This is a genomic window from Pseudomonas sp. BBP2017 (assembly GCF_003024385.1).
Classification (GTDB): Bacteria; Pseudomonadota; Gammaproteobacteria; order Pseudomonadales; family Pseudomonadaceae; genus Aquipseudomonas.
On sequence record NZ_PVZN01000031.1, the window covers coordinates 1 to 20,491 of the forward strand.

A 20,491-nucleotide genomic window follows, 5' to 3' on the forward strand; every position below is an offset into this window, starting at 1 on the left:
AAAGGTGGATGGCAGCTTTGCTCCCACTCGTGCTTTAAGCACCGCGGACTCACAGCTTGCCATCCACCTCTCTCACCCTAGAGTTTACTTCCGGCCATAGACACAAGCGGGCTTGCCCCGCGATGATTTCCCCCCATTACACTTGTTCACGTCTTCGCGCTACCTGCGTCCCAGGCTTTCTGGCATATAGGCAGGCTTACTTCTGTTTGCCCGGTCTTATCATGCTTACCCCGCTGATCAACATCACGCCATTGCGAGCCTTCTGCTTCGCCATGACCCTGGCGCTGTTCGAGCTGCTGACCTACCTCGCCAGCGATGTGGTGATGCCCGCCATGCCCGTGGTGGTCGCCGATCTCAATGCCAGCCCTGCGTACATCCCCCACGCCCTTAACCTGTACCTGCTCGGCGGGGTGCTGCTGCAATGGCTGATCGGTCCGCTGGCAGATCGTTATGGTCGCAGGCCGCTGTTGCTGGTGGGCTGTGCGATTTTCTGCGTGACCTGTCTGGTGGCCTTCTGGGTTCAGGGCATCGAACTGTTCAACCTGCTGCGGCTGTTGCAGGGCATCGGCCTGGGCTTTGTGGTGACAGTCAGTTATCCGGCCTTGAACGAGGCCTTCAGTGAGGCTGATGCGGTGCGCATGATGGCGTTGCTGGCCAACATCGCATTGCTTTCGCCACTGCTTGGGCCGCTGGTTGGCACCCTGTTGCTGGAGTGGGTGTCGTGGCGTTGGCTGTTCGTGATCTTCGGCGCTTGCGCAGTGCTGTCGTGGCTGGCGTTGTACCGCTTCATGCCGGAGACGCTGGGCGTCGAGCGCCGTGATGGTTCGCGCCTGGCGTTCCAGCCGATCCATCTGAAATCGTTGTTGGCCGGTTATGTGCAATTGCTCGGTAACCGCCCGTTTGTGGCGGGGAGCGCGGCTCTGGGCCTGGTGGGCCTGCCGTTGATCGGCTGGATCGGGCTGTCGCCGGTATTGCTGATTCACGATGAGGGCTTGAGCACCCTGGACTATGCCCTGTGGCAATTGCCGGTGTTCGCGGGCCTGATCCTGGGCAACCTGATCATCAACCGCATTGCCGATCGTTACCCGCTCAAGAGCTTGGTGCGGCGTGCGCTCTGGCCTTACCTGGCGGGGCTGCTGGGCATGATGCTTGCCACCTGGCTGGTGCCCGGTGTACCTAGCCTGGTGGCGGGGATGTCGGTCTACGCCTTGGGCCTGGGCATCGCCAACGCCGTATTGTACCGCATGACGCTGTTCTCCAGTGAGCAGAGCAAGGGGCTGGTTTCGGCCATGCTGGGGATGATTACCATTGCCCTGCTGGGGCTGGGAGGCGCTTTGCTGGCAATGCTCGGTGCCGGTGCCAGCCTGTTGAGTTTCGCCTTGGCGGCGGGGGTAGTGGGTATTCTGGCGCTATGGCCGCTGAAGGTCGCTCTGGGGGCTTGCACCGAGCAAGCCGAGGCTATGCCGGGGTAAACCCGGCATAGCCCTCAAGAAGCCTCAGGGACGCTGCTGCTCGGCTATCGGGTCGTCGTCCGGTATCTGTTTACCCTTGCCCGTTTCCTGATGCCAGTGCAGGGCAATCAGGATCAGGGTCGGCACGCCGAGCAGGGCAGTGATCAGGAAGAAGTCGTGATAGCCGAACTTCTCCACCATGACCCCGGAGTAGCCGCCGATCAGACGCGGCAAGAGCAGCATGATCGAGCTCAGCAGCGCATATTGGGTGGCGGAGAACTTCAGGTTGGTCAGGCTCGACAGGTAGGCGACGAATGCCGAGGTGGCCAGGCCCGAGCTGAAGTTGTCGAGGGAAATGGTCACCACCAGCATCTGCAGGTTCGCGCCCATGCCCGCCAGCATCAGGAACAGGATATTGGTGGCCGCCGAGGCCACGCCACCGATAAACAGGATCGGCAAAATGCCGAAGCGTACGATCAGCAAACCGCCCATGCCGGCACCGACCAGGGTCATGATCAGGCCGAAGATCTTGCTGACGCTGGCGATCTGATCCTTGGTGAAACCCTGATCGATATAGAACACGTTGGCCATTACGCCCATGACCGTATCGGACATCCGGTAGGTGGCGATCAGCCCCAACAGCAGCAGGGCCTGCCAGCGGTAGCGCAGGATGAAGTCGTTGACCGGCGTCAGCACCGGCGCCAAGCCGCGGCGGCCCATGGACGACAGGCACAGAGCGGTCAGGGTGATGTAAAGGATCGCGCGCAGGAAGGCGCGGTCTTCGAGCAGCAGGTCGAGCAGGCTTGTGCCGTCGAACAGCACGCTGGCGAAATCGGCGTTGTACAGCTGGGTGAAGGTCGCCGGTACCGAAACCAGCAGAACGATCAGTACGAACACCGAGGCCAGTTGATGGATCAGGCCGTAACGCGCAGCCGACAGCTGAGTGCGCAGCGGGACGGGCGGCTCACGCATCAGCAGGGTGGTGATCAGCGCAGGCAGCATCAGTACGCCAAACAGCACGTAGGTGCCGGTCCAGGCGCTATGCAGGTAACTGAAGCCGGTAGAGCCGAAGCCTTCGGCAAAGAACAGCGCGCCGGCGGTGGCCAGCAGCGCGGCGACCCGATAACCGGCCATGTAGCTGGCGGCAAGCGCGGCCTGGCGTTGATCGTCGGCGATTTCCAGGCGGTAGGCGTCGACGGCGATATCCTGGGTGGCCGAGGCAAAGGCGACCAGCACGGCCAGGGCAATCAGCCAGGACAGGTGCTTTTGCGGGTCACAAAAGCCCATACCCACCAGGCCGATCACCACCAGAACCTGCGACAGCACAAGCCAGGAGCGGCGTCGGCCGAGTTTGCCAAGTAAAGGCAGGCGCCATTGGTCGAGCAGCGGCGACCAGACCCACTTAAAGGCGTAGGCCAGGCCAATCAGGCTGGCATAACCGATGGTTTCACGGGCCACCCCGGCCTCGCGCAACCACACCGACAGGGTCGAAAACACCAGCATGTACGGCAGGCCGGTGGCAAAGCCAAGCAGCAACAGAACCAAGGTAGACGGGCTGGCATAGGCAGCAAGCGCAGCGCGCCAGGTTTTACGGGGCATGGGCCAACATCTGCCTCAAGTTTACGAAAACAAAGCGCGCACTCTAACCGCTGTGCTCCATCGGGCGCCAGCCATGGCGCAACATATCCACACGATTATTGTGCAGAGTGACACCTTCCGCCCGCAGGCGAGCCCGCTGCTCGTCGCCTGAGGGCGTGCCCAGTGCCAGGCTCAAACGTCCACCCGCGCCCAGGACCCGGTGCCAGGGCAGTTGAGTGTCGGCCGGCAACTGACTGAGGGTACGCCCGACCCAGCGCGCTGCGCGCCCCAGTCCGGCCAGCGCGGCAAGCTGGCCGTAGCTGACGACCTTGCCTGGCGGCACTTGGCCGAGGACCAGATAGAGTGCCATTCGTCGGGCTTGTGCGTTTTCTGTCGGGTCACCAGGCGTCGGCTTCATCACAACCTCGCAGGCGGTAGCGCTGAAACGGGGGCGCTGACCGGGCAAACAGGCATTGAACTCATTGGCATGGGGTGGGTCAGTCCTTGCTCTACGGGCGGGTATCTGGATAATGCCCGACTTTTTTGCAAACCAGAGTCCGTCCTTGCTTATGTTTTCTAGAGTCTTGTTGAGCCTTGCCGCCGTTTTCGCCTGCTCTACTGCCGTCGCTGATACGGTGTGGATGAAAAATGGTGACCGGCTCAGCGGCAAAATCACCGTTTTTGATGGTGGCAAGCTGTTGCTCAAGACTGAGTACGCTGGCTCGATCGCCCTGGACTGGAAGCAGGTCAAGACGCTGGAGAGCGACCAGGAATTGCTGATCAAACAAGACGCCTATACCGGCGAAAAGGCCAGATCGCTGAGTGCTGCCGATGATGGCAAGGTCACCCTGGCCAACGGTGAGGTGCCCAAGACCGTCGAGCTGGCCAGCATCCAGCAGATCATGAAGCCCAAACCTGTGATCGAGGACCTGTCGTGGAAGGGCAATGTCGACCTGGCCATGGACTACAAACGCGCCGAGTCCGACAGCGATGACTATGACATCGACTTCAAGACCTCCGCCCGCCATGGCCGCTGGCGCCACCAGGCCGAAGGCGAATACAACCGCGAGAGCAAGAACGACGTCACCACCACCAACAACTGGAACGCCGAATACGCGCTGGACCGCTTCCTGACCGAAAAATGGTTCTGGCAAGGGCGTCTAGAGTACAAGCGCGATCACATCGAAGACCTGGGCCGCCAGCGCACCGTGGGTACCGGCCCCGGTTACCAGTTCTGGGATGATGAACTGGGCGCTTTCTCCCTGGGGTCACTGGTCAACCGTACCGATTATGAATATGCCGATGGCGGTAAGGACAACTTCTATTCCCTGGCCATGAAGTGGGACTACAACCGCTACCTGATCGGCAAACGGGTCGAGTTCTTCACCAACGGCGAGGTCGGCAAACCGCTGGACGGCGTGGCCAACTATGCCCTGGATGCCGAGGTCGGCCTGCGCTATAAGGTCACCGAATGGGCTTCGCTCAACCTCAAGGCCGAGAAGGATGTCATCAGTGGTACCCGCGACAATGATCTGGACAAAACCCGTTACACCGCAGGTTTTGGTGTGACCTGGTAAGTCTGCTGGCAACCACCGGCGATAATGATTATTTTGACGGTTACCTTCATGGCCGGACTTCATCTGCGGCCAGTCTTCAAACCGGTCTCGCGTCGGGAGTCACACAGTGAGCGCTAAAGTCGCACAACAGGCCCGGGAACTGCTGCTCAAGGAATACCGTGGGGTCCTGTCGACCCATTCCAAGTCGATGCCGGGCTTTCCCTTTGGTTCGGTGGTGCCGTATTGCCTGGATGCCGACGGCAATCCGCTGATCCTGATCAGCCGCATTGCCCAGCACACCCACAATCTGCAGAAAGATCCCAAATGCTCGCTACTGGTCGGGGAACGTGACGCGGAAGATGTGCAGGCCGTTGGTCGCCTGACCGTTCTGGCCCATGCCCACAAGCTTGAGGAGCCTGCGCAGGTCGAAGCCGCTGCCGAGCGCTACTACCGCTATTTCCCCGAGTCGAGCAATTATCACAAGGCCCATGATTTCGACTTCTGGGTGCTCAAACCGGTGCGTCACCGCTACATCGGCGGCTTTGGCGCCATCCATTGGGTCGATCACCTGAGCCTGGCCAATCCGTTTGCCGGCAAGGCCGAGCTGAGCATGATCGAGCACATGAACAGCGACCATGCCAACGCCATCGAACATTACGTTCAGCTCAGCGGCCTGCCGCAGGGGGCAGCGGCGCAGATGGTCGGCATCGACAGCGAAGGCATGCACCTGCGCATCGGTCAGGGGCTGCACTGGCTGCCGTTCGCGGTGCCTTGCAATACGCCGATACAAGTACGCGAAGCCTTGGTTTTTCTGGCTCGCGCCGATCAATGGCCGGCGCGTGAAAGCGCCCAGGGTTGAAATAGCGATTGAGCGCAACCATTAAAAGTGTACTGCAAGGACATCTTGCGCAGAGGAACCATTGATGCGTGTTTTTTTATTGCTGTTTCTGATTTTTCCGGTGCTGGAGCTGTATGTGTTCTTCAAGGTCAGCACCGCGATCGGCTTCTTCCCGGCGTTGCTGCTGATCATTGCGGGCTCCGCCCTGGGGGTGCTGGTAGTGCGGGTGGCCGGTCTTGCCACAGCCCTGCGTGCCCGCGAGAGCCTGCAGCGTGGCGAACTGCCCGCTGAGGACATGTTCCAGGGCCTGATGCTGGCCCTCGGTGGCGGTCTGTTGCTGTTGCCAGGCTTTATCAGTGACGTGATCGGTCTGATCTGCCTGCTGCCGTTCACCCGTCGCCTGCTCGGGCGCAAGATGCGCGAGCGTGCCGAAGCTCAGGCCATGCGCCAGCGTGCCTTTGGCGATGATCCGTTCATGGCCCGTCCGACGAGCCCCAGTGGCCAAGCGCGGCAGCCGAACGTGATCGAAGGTGAGTACGAGCATCGCGATCCTCGTGAGCCACGCGAACCTCGAGATCTGTGACCCTGCAAGCACTGATGCGAACGGCCCCTGATGGGGCCGTTCTGCTTTGCGCGAGCAGATCGCTAAAAAATTTCATCAGCAAGCCTTGTAATTGATCTTGGCGACCTCATGTAGGGGTTACCGCAAGGTTTCCGGGGAAATGCCCGGACATTACATGCGTGGCTCGCACCGCGAGCTACGAGCGGCTACGCCGCAAGCATCAACCCGCCGGTGTCGATACCGGCCGATGAAAACCACAATTAGGAGAGATCGACAATGAAGCTTCGTCCTCTGCATGACCGCGTCGTTATCCGTCGCAGCGAAGAAGAATCGAAAACCGCTGGCGGTATCGTTCTGCCAGGTTCGGCCGCTGAAAAACCTAACCGTGGCGAAGTCGTCGCTGTCGGTACCGGTCGCATCCTGGACAACGGTGAAGTGCGTGCGCTGGCCGTGAAAGTGGGTGACAAGGTGGTTTTCGGCCCTTACTCGGGCAGCAACACTGTGAAAGTTGACGGCGAAGACCTGCTGGTAATGGCCGAGAACGAAATTCTCGCTGTTATCGAAGGCTGATTCCGCTGGTTTCCCGTTACTCCAAAGTATTCAAGGATTAAACGATCATGGCTGCTAAAGACGTAAAATTCGGCGACTCCGCCCGCAAAAAAATGCTCGTTGGTGTCAACGTTCTGGCTGACGCTGTAAAAGCGACCCTGGGCCCGAAAGGCCGTAACGTTGTTCTGGCCAAGAGTTTCGGCGCTCCGACCATCACCAAAGACGGTGTTTCGGTTGCCAAAGAAATCGAACTCAAAGACGCCTTCGAAAACATGGGCGCTCAGCTGCTCAAAGACGTTGCCTCCAAGGCCAACGACGAAGCCGGTGACGGCACCACCACCGCCACCGTTCTGGCTCAGGCCATCGTCAGCGAAGGCCTGAAAGCCGTTGCTGCCGGCATGAACCCGATGGACCTCAAGCGTGGTATCGACAAAGCCACCATCGCCATCGTCAAAGAGCTGAAGTCCCTGTCCAAGCCATGCGCCGACTCCAAGGCCATCGCTCAGGTAGGTACCATCTCCGCCAACTCCGACAACTCCATCGGTGACATCATCGCCGAAGCCATGGAAAAAGTCGGTAAAGAAGGCGTGATCACCGTTGAAGAAGGCTCGGGCCTGGAAAACGAACTGTCGGTCGTAGAAGGCATGCAGTTCGACCGTGGCTACCTGTCCCCTTACTTCGTCAACAAGCCAGACACCATGGTCGCCGAGCTGGATGGCCCACTGCTGCTGCTGGTTGACAAGAAGATCTCCAACATCCGCGAACTGCTGCCAGTTCTGGAAGCTGTTGCCAAGGCTGGCCGTCCGCTGCTGATCGTCGCTGAAGACGTTGAAGGCGAAGCGCTGGCTACCCTGGTCGTCAACAACATGCGCGGCATCGTCAAGGTTGCTGCGGTCAAGGCACCAGGCTTCGGCGACCGCCGCAAGGCCATGCTGCAGGACATCGCCGTCCTGACCGGCGGTACCGTAATCTCCGAAGAAATCGGCCTGAGCCTGGAATCCGCTACCCTGGAGCACCTGGGTAACGCCAAGCGCGTGACCCTGTCCAAGGAAAACACCATCATCGTCGATGGCGCTGGTGTGCAAGGCGACATCGAAGCGCGTATCGCCCAGATCCGCACTCAGGTTGCCGAGACGTCCTCGGACTACGACCGTGAAAAACTGCAAGAGCGTCTGGCCAAGCTGGCTGGCGGTGTTGCCGTGATCAAGGTCGGTGCTGGCACCGAAGTCGAAATGAAAGAGAAGAAAGCCCGCGTTGAAGACGCCCTGCACGCTACCCGTGCAGCCGTTGAAGAAGGCGTGGTGCCTGGCGGTGGTGTTGCCCTGGTTCGCTCGCTGCAGGCTATCTCCGAGCTCAAAGGCGACAACGAAGACCAGAACGTTGGTATCCAGCTGCTGCGTCGCGCTGTTGAAGCGCCGCTGCGCCAGATCGTTGCCAACGCCGGCGACGAGCCAAGCGTCGTGGTCGACAAGGTCAAGCAAGGTTCGGGCAACTTCGGTTACAACGCTGCTACCGGCGAGTACGGCGACATGATCGAAATGGGTATCCTGGACCCTGCCAAGGTCACCCGTTCGGCGCTGCAAGCGGCAGCTTCGATCGGTGGTCTGATGATCACCACCGAAGCCATGGTTGCTGATGCGCCTGTTGAAGCTTCTGCTGGCGGCGGTATGCCAGACATGGGCGGCATGGGTGGTATGGGCGGCATGGGCGGCATGATGTAAGCCAGCCTTACCCGCTTGAGAAAAAACCCCGCTTAGTGCGGGGTTTTTTTTCGGGTGGACTTCACCGATTATCGGGACGTTGTCTTGGGGGGAGGGTGAGCAGCAGCGTAACGCATCCGTGAATCCTGGATGAATAAAGCATCAGCCTGCAATAAAGTCGCGCCGACCTAGCCGAGCGAGAACGATGACCGTAAGCTGCGCCTGCCAAGCAGGTAAACGCCCCCGGACGGGAGAACCCCATGCGAATTCTATTGGTTGAAGACAACCGCGATATCCTCGCCAATCTGGCTGACTACCTGGGCCTCAAAGGCTATACGGTCGATTGCGCCCAGGATGGTCTGTCGGGTCTACACCTGGCAGCTACGGAACACTATGACTTGATCGTGCTCGACATCATGCTTCCGGGTATCGATGGCTATACCCTGTGCAAACGCCTGCGCGAAGACGCTCGGCGTGACACGCCAGTGATCATGCTTACCGCCCGCGATCAGCTCGATGATCGTCTGCAAGGCTTCCGTTCGGGGGCTGATGATTACCTGCTCAAGCCTTTCGCTCTGTCGGAACTGGCTGCGCGTATCGAAGCAGTTTTGCGTCGGGCTCAAGGCGGCGGGCGGCGCACCTTGCAGGTCAGTGACCTGTGCTACGACCTCGACACGCTCGAAGTGACACGCGAGGGCAAGTTGCTCAAACTTAACCCGGTTGGCTTGAAGTTGTTGGCCGTGCTCATGCAGAAGAGTCCGCATGTATTACGTCGTGAAGTGCTGGAAGAAGCACTTTGGGGTGATGATTGCCCGGACAGTGACAGCCTGCGCAGTCATGTCCACCAGTTGCGTCAGGTGATCGACAAACCGTTCGAAAAACCTTTGCTGCATACTGTGCATGGCGTCGGCTACCGTCTGGCCGAGGGCCGTGATGGAGTTTAAACAGAGTCTCGCCCAGCGCATCATCATCGCCTTTGCCTTGATGAGTGCGCTGGTGGCTGGCGCCTTCGCCTTTGGCATTGTGGCCACCGTGCACCTGGTTGAAGAGCGCCTGATCTCGGCGGTGCTGGGAGGGGATTTGCAGCGCCTGCTGCGCATGGACAGTGTCAGTGACTGGAGCCATCGCCCGCGGCCGGACCAGTTGTTCTACTACAGCGGCGGGCGTGACGATTTCGAACTGCCCAAAGACTTGCGTCACCTCAGTCCGGGTTTTCACGAAGTGTTCCGCGAGCAGCTGTCCTATCACGCCATGGTCGAGGTGGTAGACGGGCGGCGCTATGTGCTGCTGCAAGACCAGAGTGATTTCGAAGAGCGTGAGCGGGTGTTGTTTGCCGTGGTTGTGGTGGGCTTTGTGCTCAGCCTGGCCCTGGCCGTGTTTCTTGGCTGGGTCCTGGCGCGTCGGGTGATGGCACCGGTGATCCGCCTGGCGCGTCAGGTGCGCCATCGTGACCAGTTGCTGGGCCTGGCACCGCCACTGGCGCCAGACTATGCCGCCGACGAAGTTGGCCAGCTGGCCATGGCCTTTGACGATACCTTGGGGCGTTTGCGCGATGCCTTGACGCGCGAGCGCCTGTTCACCAGCGACGTCAGCCACGAATTGCGTACGCCCTTGATGGTGCTGGCCAGCTCCTGCGAGCTATTGCTGGTCAACCCGAACATCGACTCGCGCGCACGCTCGCAGGTTGAGCGGATTGCCAGGGCCACGCAAGAGATGCAGGAACTGGTGAAAACCTTCCTGATGCTGGCCAGGGCCCAGCGCGATGAAGGCGCGGTGGCCTCGCAGGCGAGTCTCAAGGAGGTCGCGGATGATCTGGTTGGTGTCTGGAGCGACACCATCGAACAGAAAGGTCTGACACTGCATTACGACGCCAAGGGGGGGGGACCGACGTTGTATAACGCCACCTTCCTGCAAGCGGTAATGGGTAATCTGCTGCGCAATGCCGCGCATTACACTGACTATGGCTTTATCCGCCTGACCCTTGAGCCTGCAGGCTTTACCGTCGAGGACAGTGGCGTGGGCATTCCTGAGGAGCAGCGTGAAGCCATGTTCCGGCCATTTGTTCGCGGCGATGAGCGGCGCGGTGAGGGGCTTGGTCTGGGGCTTTCGCTGGTACAACGGATTTGTGATGACCAGAACTGGACCGTTAGCTTGACCGCGATGGTGCCCCATGGATGCCGCTTTCACGTGGCTCTGAACAGTGGTCTGGAGCGTCCGATCGAGTAGTAGTGGAATATTTTGTAGCCTTTATCGGGGCGGCTAACGAAATTTTCACATGCGCATGACCTGAAGCCAACGATTGCCTGCTTATGGTGAGCAAATTGGAGTCAGGAGATGCACCATGCGTAGCCCCATCAAACTCGAGTTTTCCGAGAAGTACGACCAGCAACATGCCCAGGAGTACTTTCTCAAACATCAAGACGGCCTGGCTCGGCGCTTGTCTCATCAACGGGATGAACAATTGGCCCGCCGTGCCCTGGCGTTGGCCGGCGAGCCTGGTCTGGTGCTCGACTTGCCGTGTGGCGCCGGTCGCTTCTGGCCGATGCTGGCGGAAAAGCCCAATCGAGTGATCATTGGTGCGGACAACTCCGAGGCCATGCTGGAGACTGCCACCAAGTCCCAACCTGCGCATATCGTCGAGCGGGTACGGACCTTGCAAACCTCTGCCTTCGCGATCGACCTGCCAGACAACTCGGTCGATAGTATTTTCTGTATGCGGCTGATGCACCACATTGGTGAGGCCGCCCACCGCAAAGAAATTCTCTCGGAATTTCAACGCGTTACCCGTGACAGCGTGATTCTGTCGTTGTGGGTCGACGGTAATTTCAAAGCCTGGCGCCGGAAAAAGCTGGAAAAGCGTCGTTACGCTGAGACCGGAAAGGGCAGTTATCAGAACCGTTTTGTGCTACCGGTTGCTACGGTTGAAGAAGAATTTCAGGCTGCCGGTTTCCGCATTCAGGAACGATTGGACTTCTTACCGTTCTATGCCATGTGGCGGGTATACGTTTTGCGCAAGGGGTAGTCGGGCATGGCGGTAGAGCGCTCAGGAACAACGACGGGGAACAACCGCTTCGACCACTTCTGGCAACGGCAGGGCGAGTGGGTTGAGGCGCCCAACCAGCGTCGAGGTGGGGAAAGTGGTGTACAGCGGCTGAACGATGAAAACGGTCAGGTGCTGTATTCCAAACGTCAGATTGGCCATATCTACCGCAGTTTGATGCACCCGTTCGGCCGTCCGACGGTGTTGCGTGAATATGATGCGCTCAACAGCTTCGAGCAATTGGGTGTGCGGGTGCCGCACATCGTTTATTGCGGTGTCGAGCGTGATGCCGAGCATCAGTGGCGCGCCCTGCTGGTCAGCGAGGCATTGGTCGGCTTCGAGGATTGCGACAACTGGTACGCCAACGGTGCGCGCGAATGTTATAGCGAGGCGCTGCATGAGCGCATGCTGCGGGACCTGGCTGAGAACCTGGCGCGCATGCACCGTGGTCATTGGCAGCATGGCTGCCTGTACGGCAAGCATGTGTTCATCAAGGTGATTGGTGAAGGCGACGAAGCGCGAGCCGAAGTGGCGCTGCTGGACCTGGAGAAATGCCGCCGCCGCATCAGCTGCCAACGCGCTGCAGCGAACGACCTGAAGCAATTGCGCCGCCATTCGTCATTCAATGACGTAGAGTGGCAAAAGTTGCTCTATTTTTACCAGATGGCGTTTGGCAGCTTTGTCAAAGGTTTAGAGCAATGAAACTAGAAATAGCTCGAGGTTTGTTTCTCGCGGCTGCCCTGGCGGCGGCTACTGCTGCTGTGGCAGCTTGGGAAGAGCCCGGGCCGGTGGTTTTCAGTCATTCCGCCAACGCAGCTCAGTGCCCGCCACCGCGGCCGATCAAGCCGCAGGTGGCGGCCAAGCCGGACCATGACCTGCTGTTGCTGTTGTTCGGTCTCAGCCAGGGGGGGCGTGCGCCGGGTTAGTGTGTAGCCGGTGGGAGTGGGCTTGCACCCGCGATTGCAGGTTTGCAGTCACATCGCATCGCGGGGCAAGTCGAGTCGTCGCACCGCCGCTCCCACCGCCTGAGGTATATCAGCCCGCGCCAGCAGGGTATAGACACACGGCAGAACGAACAGGGTGAACAGGGTGCCTACCGACATTCCGGTGGCAATCACTGTACCAATGTCAAAGCGACTCACCGCCCCGGCGCCGCTGGCCAGAATCAGCGGTACCATGCCGAATACCATCGCCGCCGTCGTCATCAACACCGGGCGCAGACGAATCGCTGCGGCTTCTTCCACTGCTTCGCGGGCGCTTAAGCCTTTCTGCAGGCGCAACTGGTTGGCGAATTCGACCACCAGAATGCCGTGCTTGCTGATCAGGCCAATCAGCGTCACCAGGCCGACCTGGGTGTAGATGTTCATGCTCGAAATACCGAGGAACAGCGGAATCAGCGCCCCGCAGATCGACAGCGGCACGGTCACCAGGATCACCAGCGGATCACGAAAGCTCTCGAACTGCGCTGCCAGCACCAGGAAGATAATTGCCAGGGCCAGGCCGAAGGTCACCCATAGTGCACTACCTTCCTGGACGAACTGCCGCGCGACACCAGCATAGTCGAAGGCGTAGCCTTGTGGTGCTTGCTCTCGGGCAATATTGCGCACGGTCTCCAGTGCCTCACCCATGCTGACCACCGGCACCCCCTGGATGATGGCGGCGTTCAATTGCTGGAACTGGTTGAGCTGACGCGGCCTGGCGCGGTCGCTGATGGTGATCAGGGTCGCCAGCGGTAGCATCTGCCCTTGCTGGTTTTTCACGTAGTAATTGCTCAACCAGTCGGGGTTGTCGCGGTAGGGGCGTTCGACCTGGGCAATGACTTTGTAGCTGCGGCCATCGATGGTGAAACGGTTGATTTCCGCTTCGCCGAGCAGTGTCGCCAGGGTGCCGCCCAGGGCATCCATGGAGACACCCATCTGCGCAGCCTTGGCCCGATCGATATCGACCACCACCTCCGGTTTGTCGAAGGCCAGGTCAATGTCGAGGAAGGCAAACTTGCCTGAGGCCTGGGCGCGTTCCTTGATCCGTTCGGCCACTTCCAGCAGCGACGCGTAGTCGTTGGCGGTGTTGATCACGAACTGGAATGGCAGGCCTTCACCGGTACCCGGCAAAGAGGGCAGGTTGAAACCGAAGATCTGCAGACCGGCGATGCCTTCGAGCTTGCTTTGCACCAGTGGCAGCAATTGCATTTGCGTACGTTCGCGCTCGTTCCACGGCTTGAGCAGGAAGCCGCCGATACCCGATTGCACACCGTTGAAGCCGTTGATCTGGAATGAGGAGTAGTACTCGGGAAACGCCTTGAAGATGTCAATGAACTCGTCGGTGTAGGTGCTCAGGTAGTCGAGGTTGGTTGGTTGTGGCGCCGTGGCCATCATAAAGATCACACCCTGGTCTTCATCCGGGGCCAGCTCGTTTTTGGTGAACATCAGGAACACCGGGATCAGGCACAGCACGATCACCGCGAACACCAGTACTACCGGCCGAGTATTGAGGGTGCCATGCAAGAGCTTCTGGTAGCGCACCTTGAGGCCTTCGAACAGCATGTCCAGACGATGCGCCAGACCACTGGGGTTCGGGTCATGGCGCAGCAGCAGGGCGCACATCATTGGTGACAGAGTCAGGGCGACGATGCCGGAAATAATCACCGCGCCTGCCAGGGTCAAGGCGAACTCCTTGAACAGCGCTCCGGTCAGGCCCTCAAGAAAGCCGATGGGGGCATACACCGCCGCCAGGGTGATGGTCATCGACACCACCGGCATGGCGATCTCCCTGGCGCCTTCCAGCGCCGCGTCGAACGGCGTCTTGCCTTCTTCGATATGGCGGTGGATGTTTTCCACCACAACGATGGCATCGTCCACCACCAGGCCGATGGCCAGGACCATCGCCAGCAAGGTCAGCAGGTTGAGCGAGTAGCCCATCAGTTGCATGAAGAACAGTACGCCGATCATCGACAATGGAATGGTGACCACCGGGATCAGCACCGAGCGCAAGGCACCGAGGAACAGAAAGACCACGACGATGACGATCAGCACGGCCTCGACCAACGTCTTCACCACCTCATCGATCGACGCCTGAATAAACAAGGTGGCGTCGTAGGCGATCGAGGCCTTGAGGTTTGGCGGCAACTGGTCTCGCAGTTCGGGCAGCAGCTTGCGCACCTCCTTGATCACATCCAGCGGGTTGGCGCCGGGAGTGGCCTTGATACCGATGTAGACCGAGGGGGTGCCATCGAAGGAGCTGACCGTGTCGTAGTTTTCCGCGCCCATCTCGACCCGTGCCACGTCGCCGAGCAGCACCCGGCTGTCGCCGCTGGTCTTGAGCGGGATGTTGGCAAAAGCCTCAGCGGTTTTCAGTTCGGTGGTGGCATTGATGCTGGTGACGATGTACTCACCCTTGACCTCGCCAGCGGCCGAGAGGAAGTTGTAGCGTCGTACCGCGTCGCTCACCTCATTGGCGCTCAGGCCGTAGCCGGCGAGTTTTACCGGATCGATCCACAGGCGCATGGCAAACAGCTGGTTGCCGAGGATTTCCGCTTCGGCCATGCCGGGCAAGGTTGCCAGTTTGGGCTGGATCACCCTCGACAGATAGTCGGTGATCTGCGGATTGCTCAACTCACTGCTGTAGAAGCTGATGTACATCAGCGCCGAAGCGTCGGCAGCTTCCTTGCTCAGCACCGGGTCTTCGGCGTCCTGTGGCAGCTTGTTCTTCACCTCGTTGGCCTTGGCCAGCAGTTCGGTGAACAGGCGGTCGCTGTCGGCACCGATCCGCGCATAGATCGATATCACGGAAAAATTCTGCCGGCTCACCGAGGTCATGTAGTCGATGCCTTCGGCACTGGCCAGGCTCTGCTGCATGGGTTGGGTGATGTAGCCCTGGATGGTTTCGGCATTGGCCCCGGGGTAGGCGGTGGTCACCGTGATCAGGGCGTTCTCCATCTGCGGATACTGGCGGATGGGCAGTTTGCTCCAGGCCTGAAAGCCCAGCAGCACGATCAACAGGCTGACCACGCTGGCCAGCACCGGCCGACGGATGAACGGATCGGTAAAAGCCATGACGCATCCTCGATCAGTTGGCGCGCGACGGGTGACTGCTCGCAGGGGGTTGCAGGGTCTTGTCCGGGCTGATGCTGATCGACGCACCCTGGGTCAGTTTCAGCTGGCCAGCGGTTACCACCTGTTCACCGGCTTTGAGCCCCTTGCGGATCACCACCAGGCCATCGCGACGCTCGCCGGTTTCAACAAAACGTCGTTCGGCAATCAGCTGCGGTTGGCCCTCGGCGTTTTTCTGCACCTGGCCGTCTTCGGTCTTTTTCGCGACGGCGACGTACACCGAGTTGCCGTAAAGGGTGTAGGTTACCGCGCTTTCCGGCACCACCACCTGCGGTTGCGGGCTTGGCAGCAGGATCTGCAAACTGCTGAACATTCCCGGTAACAGCTTGCCTTCAGGATTGGCCAGGGTGGCGCGCACTTGCACGTTGCGAGTGCTGTCTTCAACCTTGGGGTTGATGGCGCTGATGGTGCCGGGGAAGGTCTGTTGCGGATAGGCGGCGACACTGACCAGCACCTGCTGGCCGATGCTCAGCTTGGGGACTGCCTGTTCGGCGACAAAGAAGTCTACATAGAGGCTGCTCAGGTCCTGCAGGGTGGCGATCACCGTGCCGCTGGCCAGGAAGTCGCCGACGTCCACCTGACGGATGCCGATGGTGCCACTGAAGGGTGCGCTGATGCTTTTCTTGGCCAGGGCGGCCTTGAGCTGATCAACTACTGCCTTGCTGCGTTTGTACTGCGCGCTCAGGCGGTCGAACTCGCCACGGGAAATCGCCTGGCTGCCGACCAACTGGCTGCCGCGATTGAAGTCCACCTGTGCAAGGCCCAGGTCGGCCAGGGCGGTGCCCAGCAACGCCGTCTCGACATCGCTGTCCAGTTGCAGCAGGGGTTGGCCCTTGCTGACCTTCTGCCCGGACTCGAACTGCAGGGTTTTCACCGTACCGTCGGTTTCCAGACGCAGGTCGACGCCCTGCAAGGCGGTGAGGCTACCGACCGCAGGCAGGCGATTTTGCCAGGCGCGCTCGCTGGACTCTGCCGCCGCCACGCTGATCGGTGGCTTGGGGGCCGAGAATATCTGCACCTGCTGATAAATGGAGAACGCCTTGTAGCCCCCCAGAATCAGCAAGAGCAGCATAACAACACCTAACATGATGAGCATGCGGCGGCGCAGCATAGTCCAATTCCTTGGATACGATTTATTGTTCGTGGGGCACGACTGCGGGCGTTCCTGGCCACGTGCGCTGTAGCCGAATATTACTCGTTTGACCGGGGCTGGGAACCCTGTGTTCCCGGCTATTTATCAGGTGAGGTGGTCAAGCCAGGTGCAGGTGGTTGTCCCAAAGCCCGGAGGGCAGTTGCAGGGGCTGGCCGATCAGTTCGCTGGTGCGGCAATCATAGAGCCGGCAACGACCCTGGCCGGAGGTGACGATAAAGCCATCGGCCACCGCACCGACGCCGGCGCAGTCGGGCATCGGTGCATCCAGACGCACTTGCGCGCTATCCAGATCCCAGATGAACAGACGATTGGCCCGTGGTGCGGTGAGGGCGACCAGACGCAATTCGCTATGAATGGCCACGCTGGCGGTGTAGTTGGCCATCGATTGCAACTGCTGTTCGGGCACCGGGAAGGCCTGGAAGGCTTGGCCGGGGCGCTTGATCGCCAACAGTTCGGCAGTTTCATCAGCGCTGCCCATGAACTGTTGACCGGCGACGATGGTGCCATCGCTGGCAATCGCCAGGTGGCGTACGCTGTTCATCTGCTGCGGCAGTACCTCTTTGCTCAGCAGGGTACCGTCGCGCTGCATCAGTACCAGGCTCGGCTGCATGGCGTCGAGGTTCATTTCCACCCGGCTTTCGGCTTCGGTACGAATACCGCCGTTGGCAACCACCAGGGTTTCGCCATCGGGCATCCACGACACTTGATGCGGGCCGATGCCGTGGGTAGGAATCTCGCCGCTATGAATCAGGCGTTCACCGTCGAAGCGGTACACACCGAGTACACCACGACCGGGATCGGTAGTGTCATTCTCGGTGGCATACAGCCATTCGCCGCTCTTGTGGATCACCGCGTGACCATAGAAGTGCCGGTTCGGCTGTGAGGCGATGGTCTGGAGCAAACGACCATCGCGCAGATCGATCAGGTAGCTCTCGGTGCCGGGACGCCGGGCGACAAACAGGGCAATTGGCTGCTCAGGGTGGTTGATGATGTCGTGGCAACGCTGGGCCACTTCGGTGGCGAACACCTGGGTGCCGTCCAGGCGATAGCCAACGGCATAGTGTTTGCCGTCGCCGTCGTCCCGCGCGGAAAGCAGCAGGGGGCCGCTGTCTTTACCGCGAAACAGGGTCCAGCCGCCCAGAGTCAGGGCGCTGAGCAGGACGCTACCGAGTTTGAGAGCTTGGCGTCGCAACATGATCAGTCACCGTCGTTGGCATTGAAGCCCAGCTGAATGCCCAGCGCCTTGGCCAGCTCGCCTTCGTGCAGGCGGTGGACGACGTTGAGGCTGTCGTAGATGTTATTGAGCTGCTGGCGTCCGGCCTCGTCGTCGAGCAGTTCGCCCAGCGGCTTCTGATTGGCACTCAGCAGCTTGAGCGCGCTGGCGTAGGCTGCGTCGATCTTGTCGGTCAGGGCTTTCTGATCTTTGCCCAGCAGGCCGCGCAGGCCCTGGTTGTCGACACCGACCCAGACGGTTTGCGCAGCGCTCAGGCTGGCTTCCAGGCTTTTCAGCGAGGAGTGACTGCGCCAGGCGTCGGCCTGCAGTGGCTGCGGGATACCTTTGCTGAGACGGCCCATAGGGGCGCCGAGCTTTTTCTTCAGGGTATCAAGGGCAGTGACCTGGGCCCGCAGCAAATCGGCGATTGCCTCGTGGGAATCGGCATAGCGCTGGTTGGGGAACTTGGTCAGCTGCGCGAGCATGCCGTCGGTGTTGTTCCAGCCTTTGAGGATATCTTCGGCCAGGGCTTTCTGGTGCTCGCCGATGGCCACCAGCAATGGGCAGTAACGGGCTTTCTGTTCGGCGCTGGCGACATCTGGCTTGCTGTCGAAGAGGATGTACTCGTAGGCGGACAGACCGCGCACCACCACGCTGGACTTGGCCAGGCTGGCGGCATCGATCGGCTTGTCGCCGTTGACCAGTTGCTCGACCTGACGGCCGACCAGGTTTTTCTTGTCTGGCCAGAACTGTACCTGCCAGGCGCGGTTGCCTTCAGCCAGCGGGCCGATCAACAGCGGTTGCAATTCAGCCCAGGCTTTTTGTGCGTGGAGGAAGTCGGCGCGGGCGGTTGCCAGGTCAGCCTTGCCTTCGCAGTAGGCCAGGGCGCTGACGGCCAGCTGGCGGTCGGCTTCGACCCAGCGGCTGTAAGTCGGCAGGATCACCTGCTTGGCGATGGCGGCGGAAGTCACGGCCTGCGGGTCTTGCGGCGAGCAGGCACCGAGGACGAGGGCGGCAAGGCTGGTGAACAACAGTTTGGGACGGAACATGCCCGGCTTCTCTCTTTTAAAGTGAATTCAGGAACGCCAGCAACGCGGCGCGTTGCTCAGCATTGAAGGTCAATACGTGTTGCTTGGCCGCCTCGGCTTCGCCACCGTGCCAGAGCACGGCTTCGAGCAGGTTGCGGGCGCGGCCATCGTGAAGAAACCCGGCTTGCGCGCTGACGGTCTGGGTCAGGCCGATGCCCCACAGTGGCGGGGTGCGCCAGTCCTGGCCGCTGGCGGCGAATTCGCTGCGGTTGTCAGCCAGACCCGGGCCCATGTCGTGCAACAGCAAGTCGCTGTAGGGGCGGATCAGCTGATTGGCCAGTTCCGGCTCGGCAGCGTCGGCGGCGGTGGTGAAACTTGGGGTATGACAACGCTGGCAGCCGGCCTGGTGGAACAGGTTCTTGCCAGCCAGCACTGGGGGCGAGTCGACGTCCTGGCGGATTGGAACCGCCAGGTTGCGAGCATAGAACAGTACCAGGCGGGCAATATTGTCGCTGACTTCCTGTTCGCCATTGGCGCCGTTGCCATTGGGGGCTTTCAGGCAGTCGACTTGTGTTGGCGTGCAGTCGTCCATCGGCCGCAGGTTGCTGGTCAGGCCCATGTCACCAGAAAACGCATGCACATTCTGTTGGTTGATGTTCGGTTGCCCGGCTTTCCAGCCGAAGCGGCCGAGTACAGTCTTGCCCAGGGCGTCGTCCCAGACCTGGTTGGGTCGGCCACGGATACCATCGCCGTTGCGATCGTCAGAGTCGGCATTGGCCAGAATTGCGGCTTCGGGTATGGCTTCGAGCAGGCCCAGGCCGATCATCGGCGGAGCGACACGGGCGGAAAAGCGCGTGTCGGGATGCATCGGACCGTAACCGAGCTGGCTGATCTGCAGCGTTGGCTGGCGCAGCTCAACCTGGGTCCCGTCTTTGAAGGTCACCGGCACCGGCGTGTACTCGATGCGCACTTTCCCTTCGGGGGTGACGCCGGGCACAGCCATGTCCTGGAACTGCCCGCCATAGACCGGTTCGGGCACCACGCCCAGTTGCTCGATGACTTTGGCGTAGTGTGGCTGATCAGGAATCGACAGGCGTACGATCATCGACACGGCATGCTTGGCAGCTGGGCCAGGTGGATGGCCACGACCATCTTTGATATGGCAGTTCTGGCAGGCGTTGGCGTTGAACAACGGCCCCAGGCCATCACGGGCGGTGGTGGTCGCTGGGGCGATCACCCAAGGATTGCGAAAGAAACTGTTGCCGACACTGAAATCCAGGCGACGGCTCGGCGCGAGGTTGGCCGAGGGCATGGAATAGGCGTTCTGGTCGCGTTTGTTCACCGTCGTTTTGCCACCGGCGAATGCTTCGCCCGGTTCGGCCTGGGTGAAGCGCGGGGCGTCGTCACAGGCGACCAGGGTCATGGCCAGCAGCAAGGGGCTAAAACGGAGCAGCAACGAAGGCATCAAGAATCCTGAGCTTGAGCAAAAAACCGGCGTGCAAGCTTAGCAGGCTCAGGATCTTGGAATAAGAGAGATTTGCGTTTGCTTGATGAAATCTGTGGTTGGTTTGACCCGCGATAAATTGATTTGTCTAGTCCTGAAATAGGTTTACACCTTTTCAGGTAGGCCGTTAGGCCTCAGAACGCCCGATGCACCGCATCGGGCGTTTTGTTTTTCAGGGCCATGTGTGGCCGCTCCGTATTGTAGATTTGC

The 20,491-nt window shown here is 60.3% G+C and carries 18 protein-coding genes; 11 read left to right on the forward strand and 7 right to left on the reverse strand.

What is annotated here, in order from left to right; genetic code table 11:
- Positions 1-221 precede the first annotated feature (221 nt).
- On the forward strand, positions 222-1,472 hold the full coding sequence (locus C6382_RS23305; RefSeq protein ID WP_107026658.1) for an MFS transporter: 1,251 nt from the start codon (positions 222-224) through the stop codon (positions 1,470-1,472).
- Between the two features lie 24 nt (positions 1,473-1,496).
- Here C6382_RS23305 and C6382_RS23310 read toward each other — a convergent pair whose 3' ends face one another.
- Positions 1,497-3,050 (reverse strand): AmpG family muropeptide MFS transporter, encoded by a 1,554-nt coding sequence (locus C6382_RS23310; protein ID WP_107026659.1) that lies wholly within the window; start codon positions 3,048-3,050, stop codon positions 1,497-1,499.
- Between the two features lie 43 nt (positions 3,051-3,093).
- Positions 3,094-3,447: an MGMT family protein gene (locus C6382_RS23315; RefSeq protein ID WP_107026674.1), complete on the reverse strand. Its 354-nt coding sequence runs from the start codon at positions 3,445-3,447 to the stop codon at positions 3,094-3,096.
- 151 nt (positions 3,448-3,598) lie between these two features.
- Here C6382_RS23315 and C6382_RS23320 point away from each other — a divergent pair, with 151 nt between their 5' ends.
- The 10 genes from C6382_RS23320 to C6382_RS23365 all read left to right on the forward strand — a co-directional run bounded on the left by C6382_RS23320 (position 3,599) and on the right by C6382_RS23365 (position 12,200).
- On the forward strand, positions 3,599-4,606 hold the full coding sequence (locus C6382_RS23320) for a DUF481 domain-containing protein (protein ID WP_107026660.1): 1,008 nt from the start codon (positions 3,599-3,601) through the stop codon (positions 4,604-4,606).
- A 106-nt stretch (positions 4,607-4,712) separates the two neighbouring features.
- Positions 4,713-5,444, forward strand: a complete 732-nt coding sequence (locus C6382_RS23325) for a HugZ family protein (protein ID WP_107026661.1) — start codon at positions 4,713-4,715, stop codon at positions 5,442-5,444.
- Between the two features lie 64 nt (positions 5,445-5,508).
- Entirely contained in the window at positions 5,509-6,006 is a 498-nt protein-coding gene (locus C6382_RS23330) for an FxsA family protein (protein WP_107026662.1), read from the forward strand.
- A 255-nt stretch (positions 6,007-6,261) separates the two neighbouring features.
- Positions 6,262-6,555 (forward strand): co-chaperone GroES, encoded by a 294-nt coding sequence (locus C6382_RS23335; RefSeq protein ID WP_003260750.1) that lies wholly within the window; start codon positions 6,262-6,264, stop codon positions 6,553-6,555.
- 47 nt (positions 6,556-6,602) lie between these two features.
- Positions 6,603-8,255 (forward strand): chaperonin GroEL, encoded by a 1,653-nt coding sequence (gene groL, locus C6382_RS23340; RefSeq protein ID WP_107026663.1) that lies wholly within the window; start codon positions 6,603-6,605, stop codon positions 8,253-8,255.
- A 239-nt stretch (positions 8,256-8,494) separates the two neighbouring features.
- Positions 8,495-9,178 carry a two-component system response regulator ColR gene (gene colR / locus C6382_RS23345; protein ID WP_107026664.1) on the forward strand — a complete coding sequence of 228 codons (684 nt, stop codon included), beginning with the start codon at positions 8,495-8,497 and terminating at the stop codon, positions 9,176-9,178.
- Positions 9,168-10,460 carry a HAMP domain-containing sensor histidine kinase gene (locus tag C6382_RS23350; protein WP_107026665.1) on the forward strand — a complete coding sequence of 431 codons (1,293 nt, stop codon included), beginning with the start codon at positions 9,168-9,170 and terminating at the stop codon, positions 10,458-10,460. Before colR ends, C6382_RS23350 begins: the two co-directional genes overlap by 11 nt.
- Positions 10,461-10,575: 115 nt before the next feature.
- Positions 10,576-11,256 carry a class I SAM-dependent methyltransferase gene (locus C6382_RS23355; RefSeq protein WP_107026666.1) on the forward strand — a complete coding sequence of 227 codons (681 nt, stop codon included), beginning with the start codon at positions 10,576-10,578 and terminating at the stop codon, positions 11,254-11,256.
- 6 nt (positions 11,257-11,262) lie between these two features.
- Positions 11,263-11,976 carry a lipopolysaccharide kinase InaA family protein gene (locus C6382_RS23360; protein WP_107026667.1) on the forward strand — a complete coding sequence of 238 codons (714 nt, stop codon included), beginning with the start codon at positions 11,263-11,265 and terminating at the stop codon, positions 11,974-11,976.
- Complete coding sequence (locus tag C6382_RS23365; RefSeq protein ID WP_107026668.1) at positions 11,973-12,200, forward strand: hypothetical protein; 228 nt, start codon at positions 11,973-11,975, stop codon at positions 12,198-12,200. The genes C6382_RS23360 and C6382_RS23365 overlap by 4 nt, the downstream gene beginning before the upstream one ends.
- 48 nt (positions 12,201-12,248) lie before the next feature.
- Here the strand turns inward: C6382_RS23365 and C6382_RS23370 are convergent, their stop codons facing one another.
- The 5 genes from C6382_RS23370 to C6382_RS23390 form a co-directional block, all read right to left on the reverse strand.
- Positions 12,249-15,326 carry a multidrug efflux RND transporter permease subunit gene (locus C6382_RS23370; protein ID WP_107026669.1) on the reverse strand — a complete coding sequence of 1,026 codons (3,078 nt, stop codon included), beginning with the start codon at positions 15,324-15,326 and terminating at the stop codon, positions 12,249-12,251.
- A 13-nt stretch (positions 15,327-15,339) separates the two neighbouring features.
- Positions 15,340-16,494, reverse strand: a complete 1,155-nt coding sequence (locus C6382_RS23375; protein WP_107026670.1) for an efflux RND transporter periplasmic adaptor subunit — start codon at positions 16,492-16,494, stop codon at positions 15,340-15,342.
- A gap of 139 nt (positions 16,495-16,633) precedes the next feature.
- Positions 16,634-17,731 (reverse strand): DUF1513 domain-containing protein, encoded by a 1,098-nt coding sequence (locus C6382_RS23380; protein ID WP_107026671.1) that lies wholly within the window; start codon positions 17,729-17,731, stop codon positions 16,634-16,636.
- 2 nt (positions 17,732-17,733) lie between these two features.
- The gene (locus C6382_RS23385) at positions 17,734-18,798 is read right to left on the reverse strand and encodes an imelysin family protein (RefSeq protein WP_107026672.1); all 1,065 of its coding nucleotides are present in this window, start codon (positions 18,796-18,798) and stop codon (positions 17,734-17,736) included.
- Between the two features lie 16 nt (positions 18,799-18,814).
- Positions 18,815-20,242, reverse strand: coding sequence for a di-heme oxidoredictase family protein (locus C6382_RS23390; protein WP_107026673.1), 1,428 nt, complete (start codon positions 20,240-20,242; stop codon positions 18,815-18,817).
- Positions 20,243-20,491: the final 249 nt, after the last annotated feature.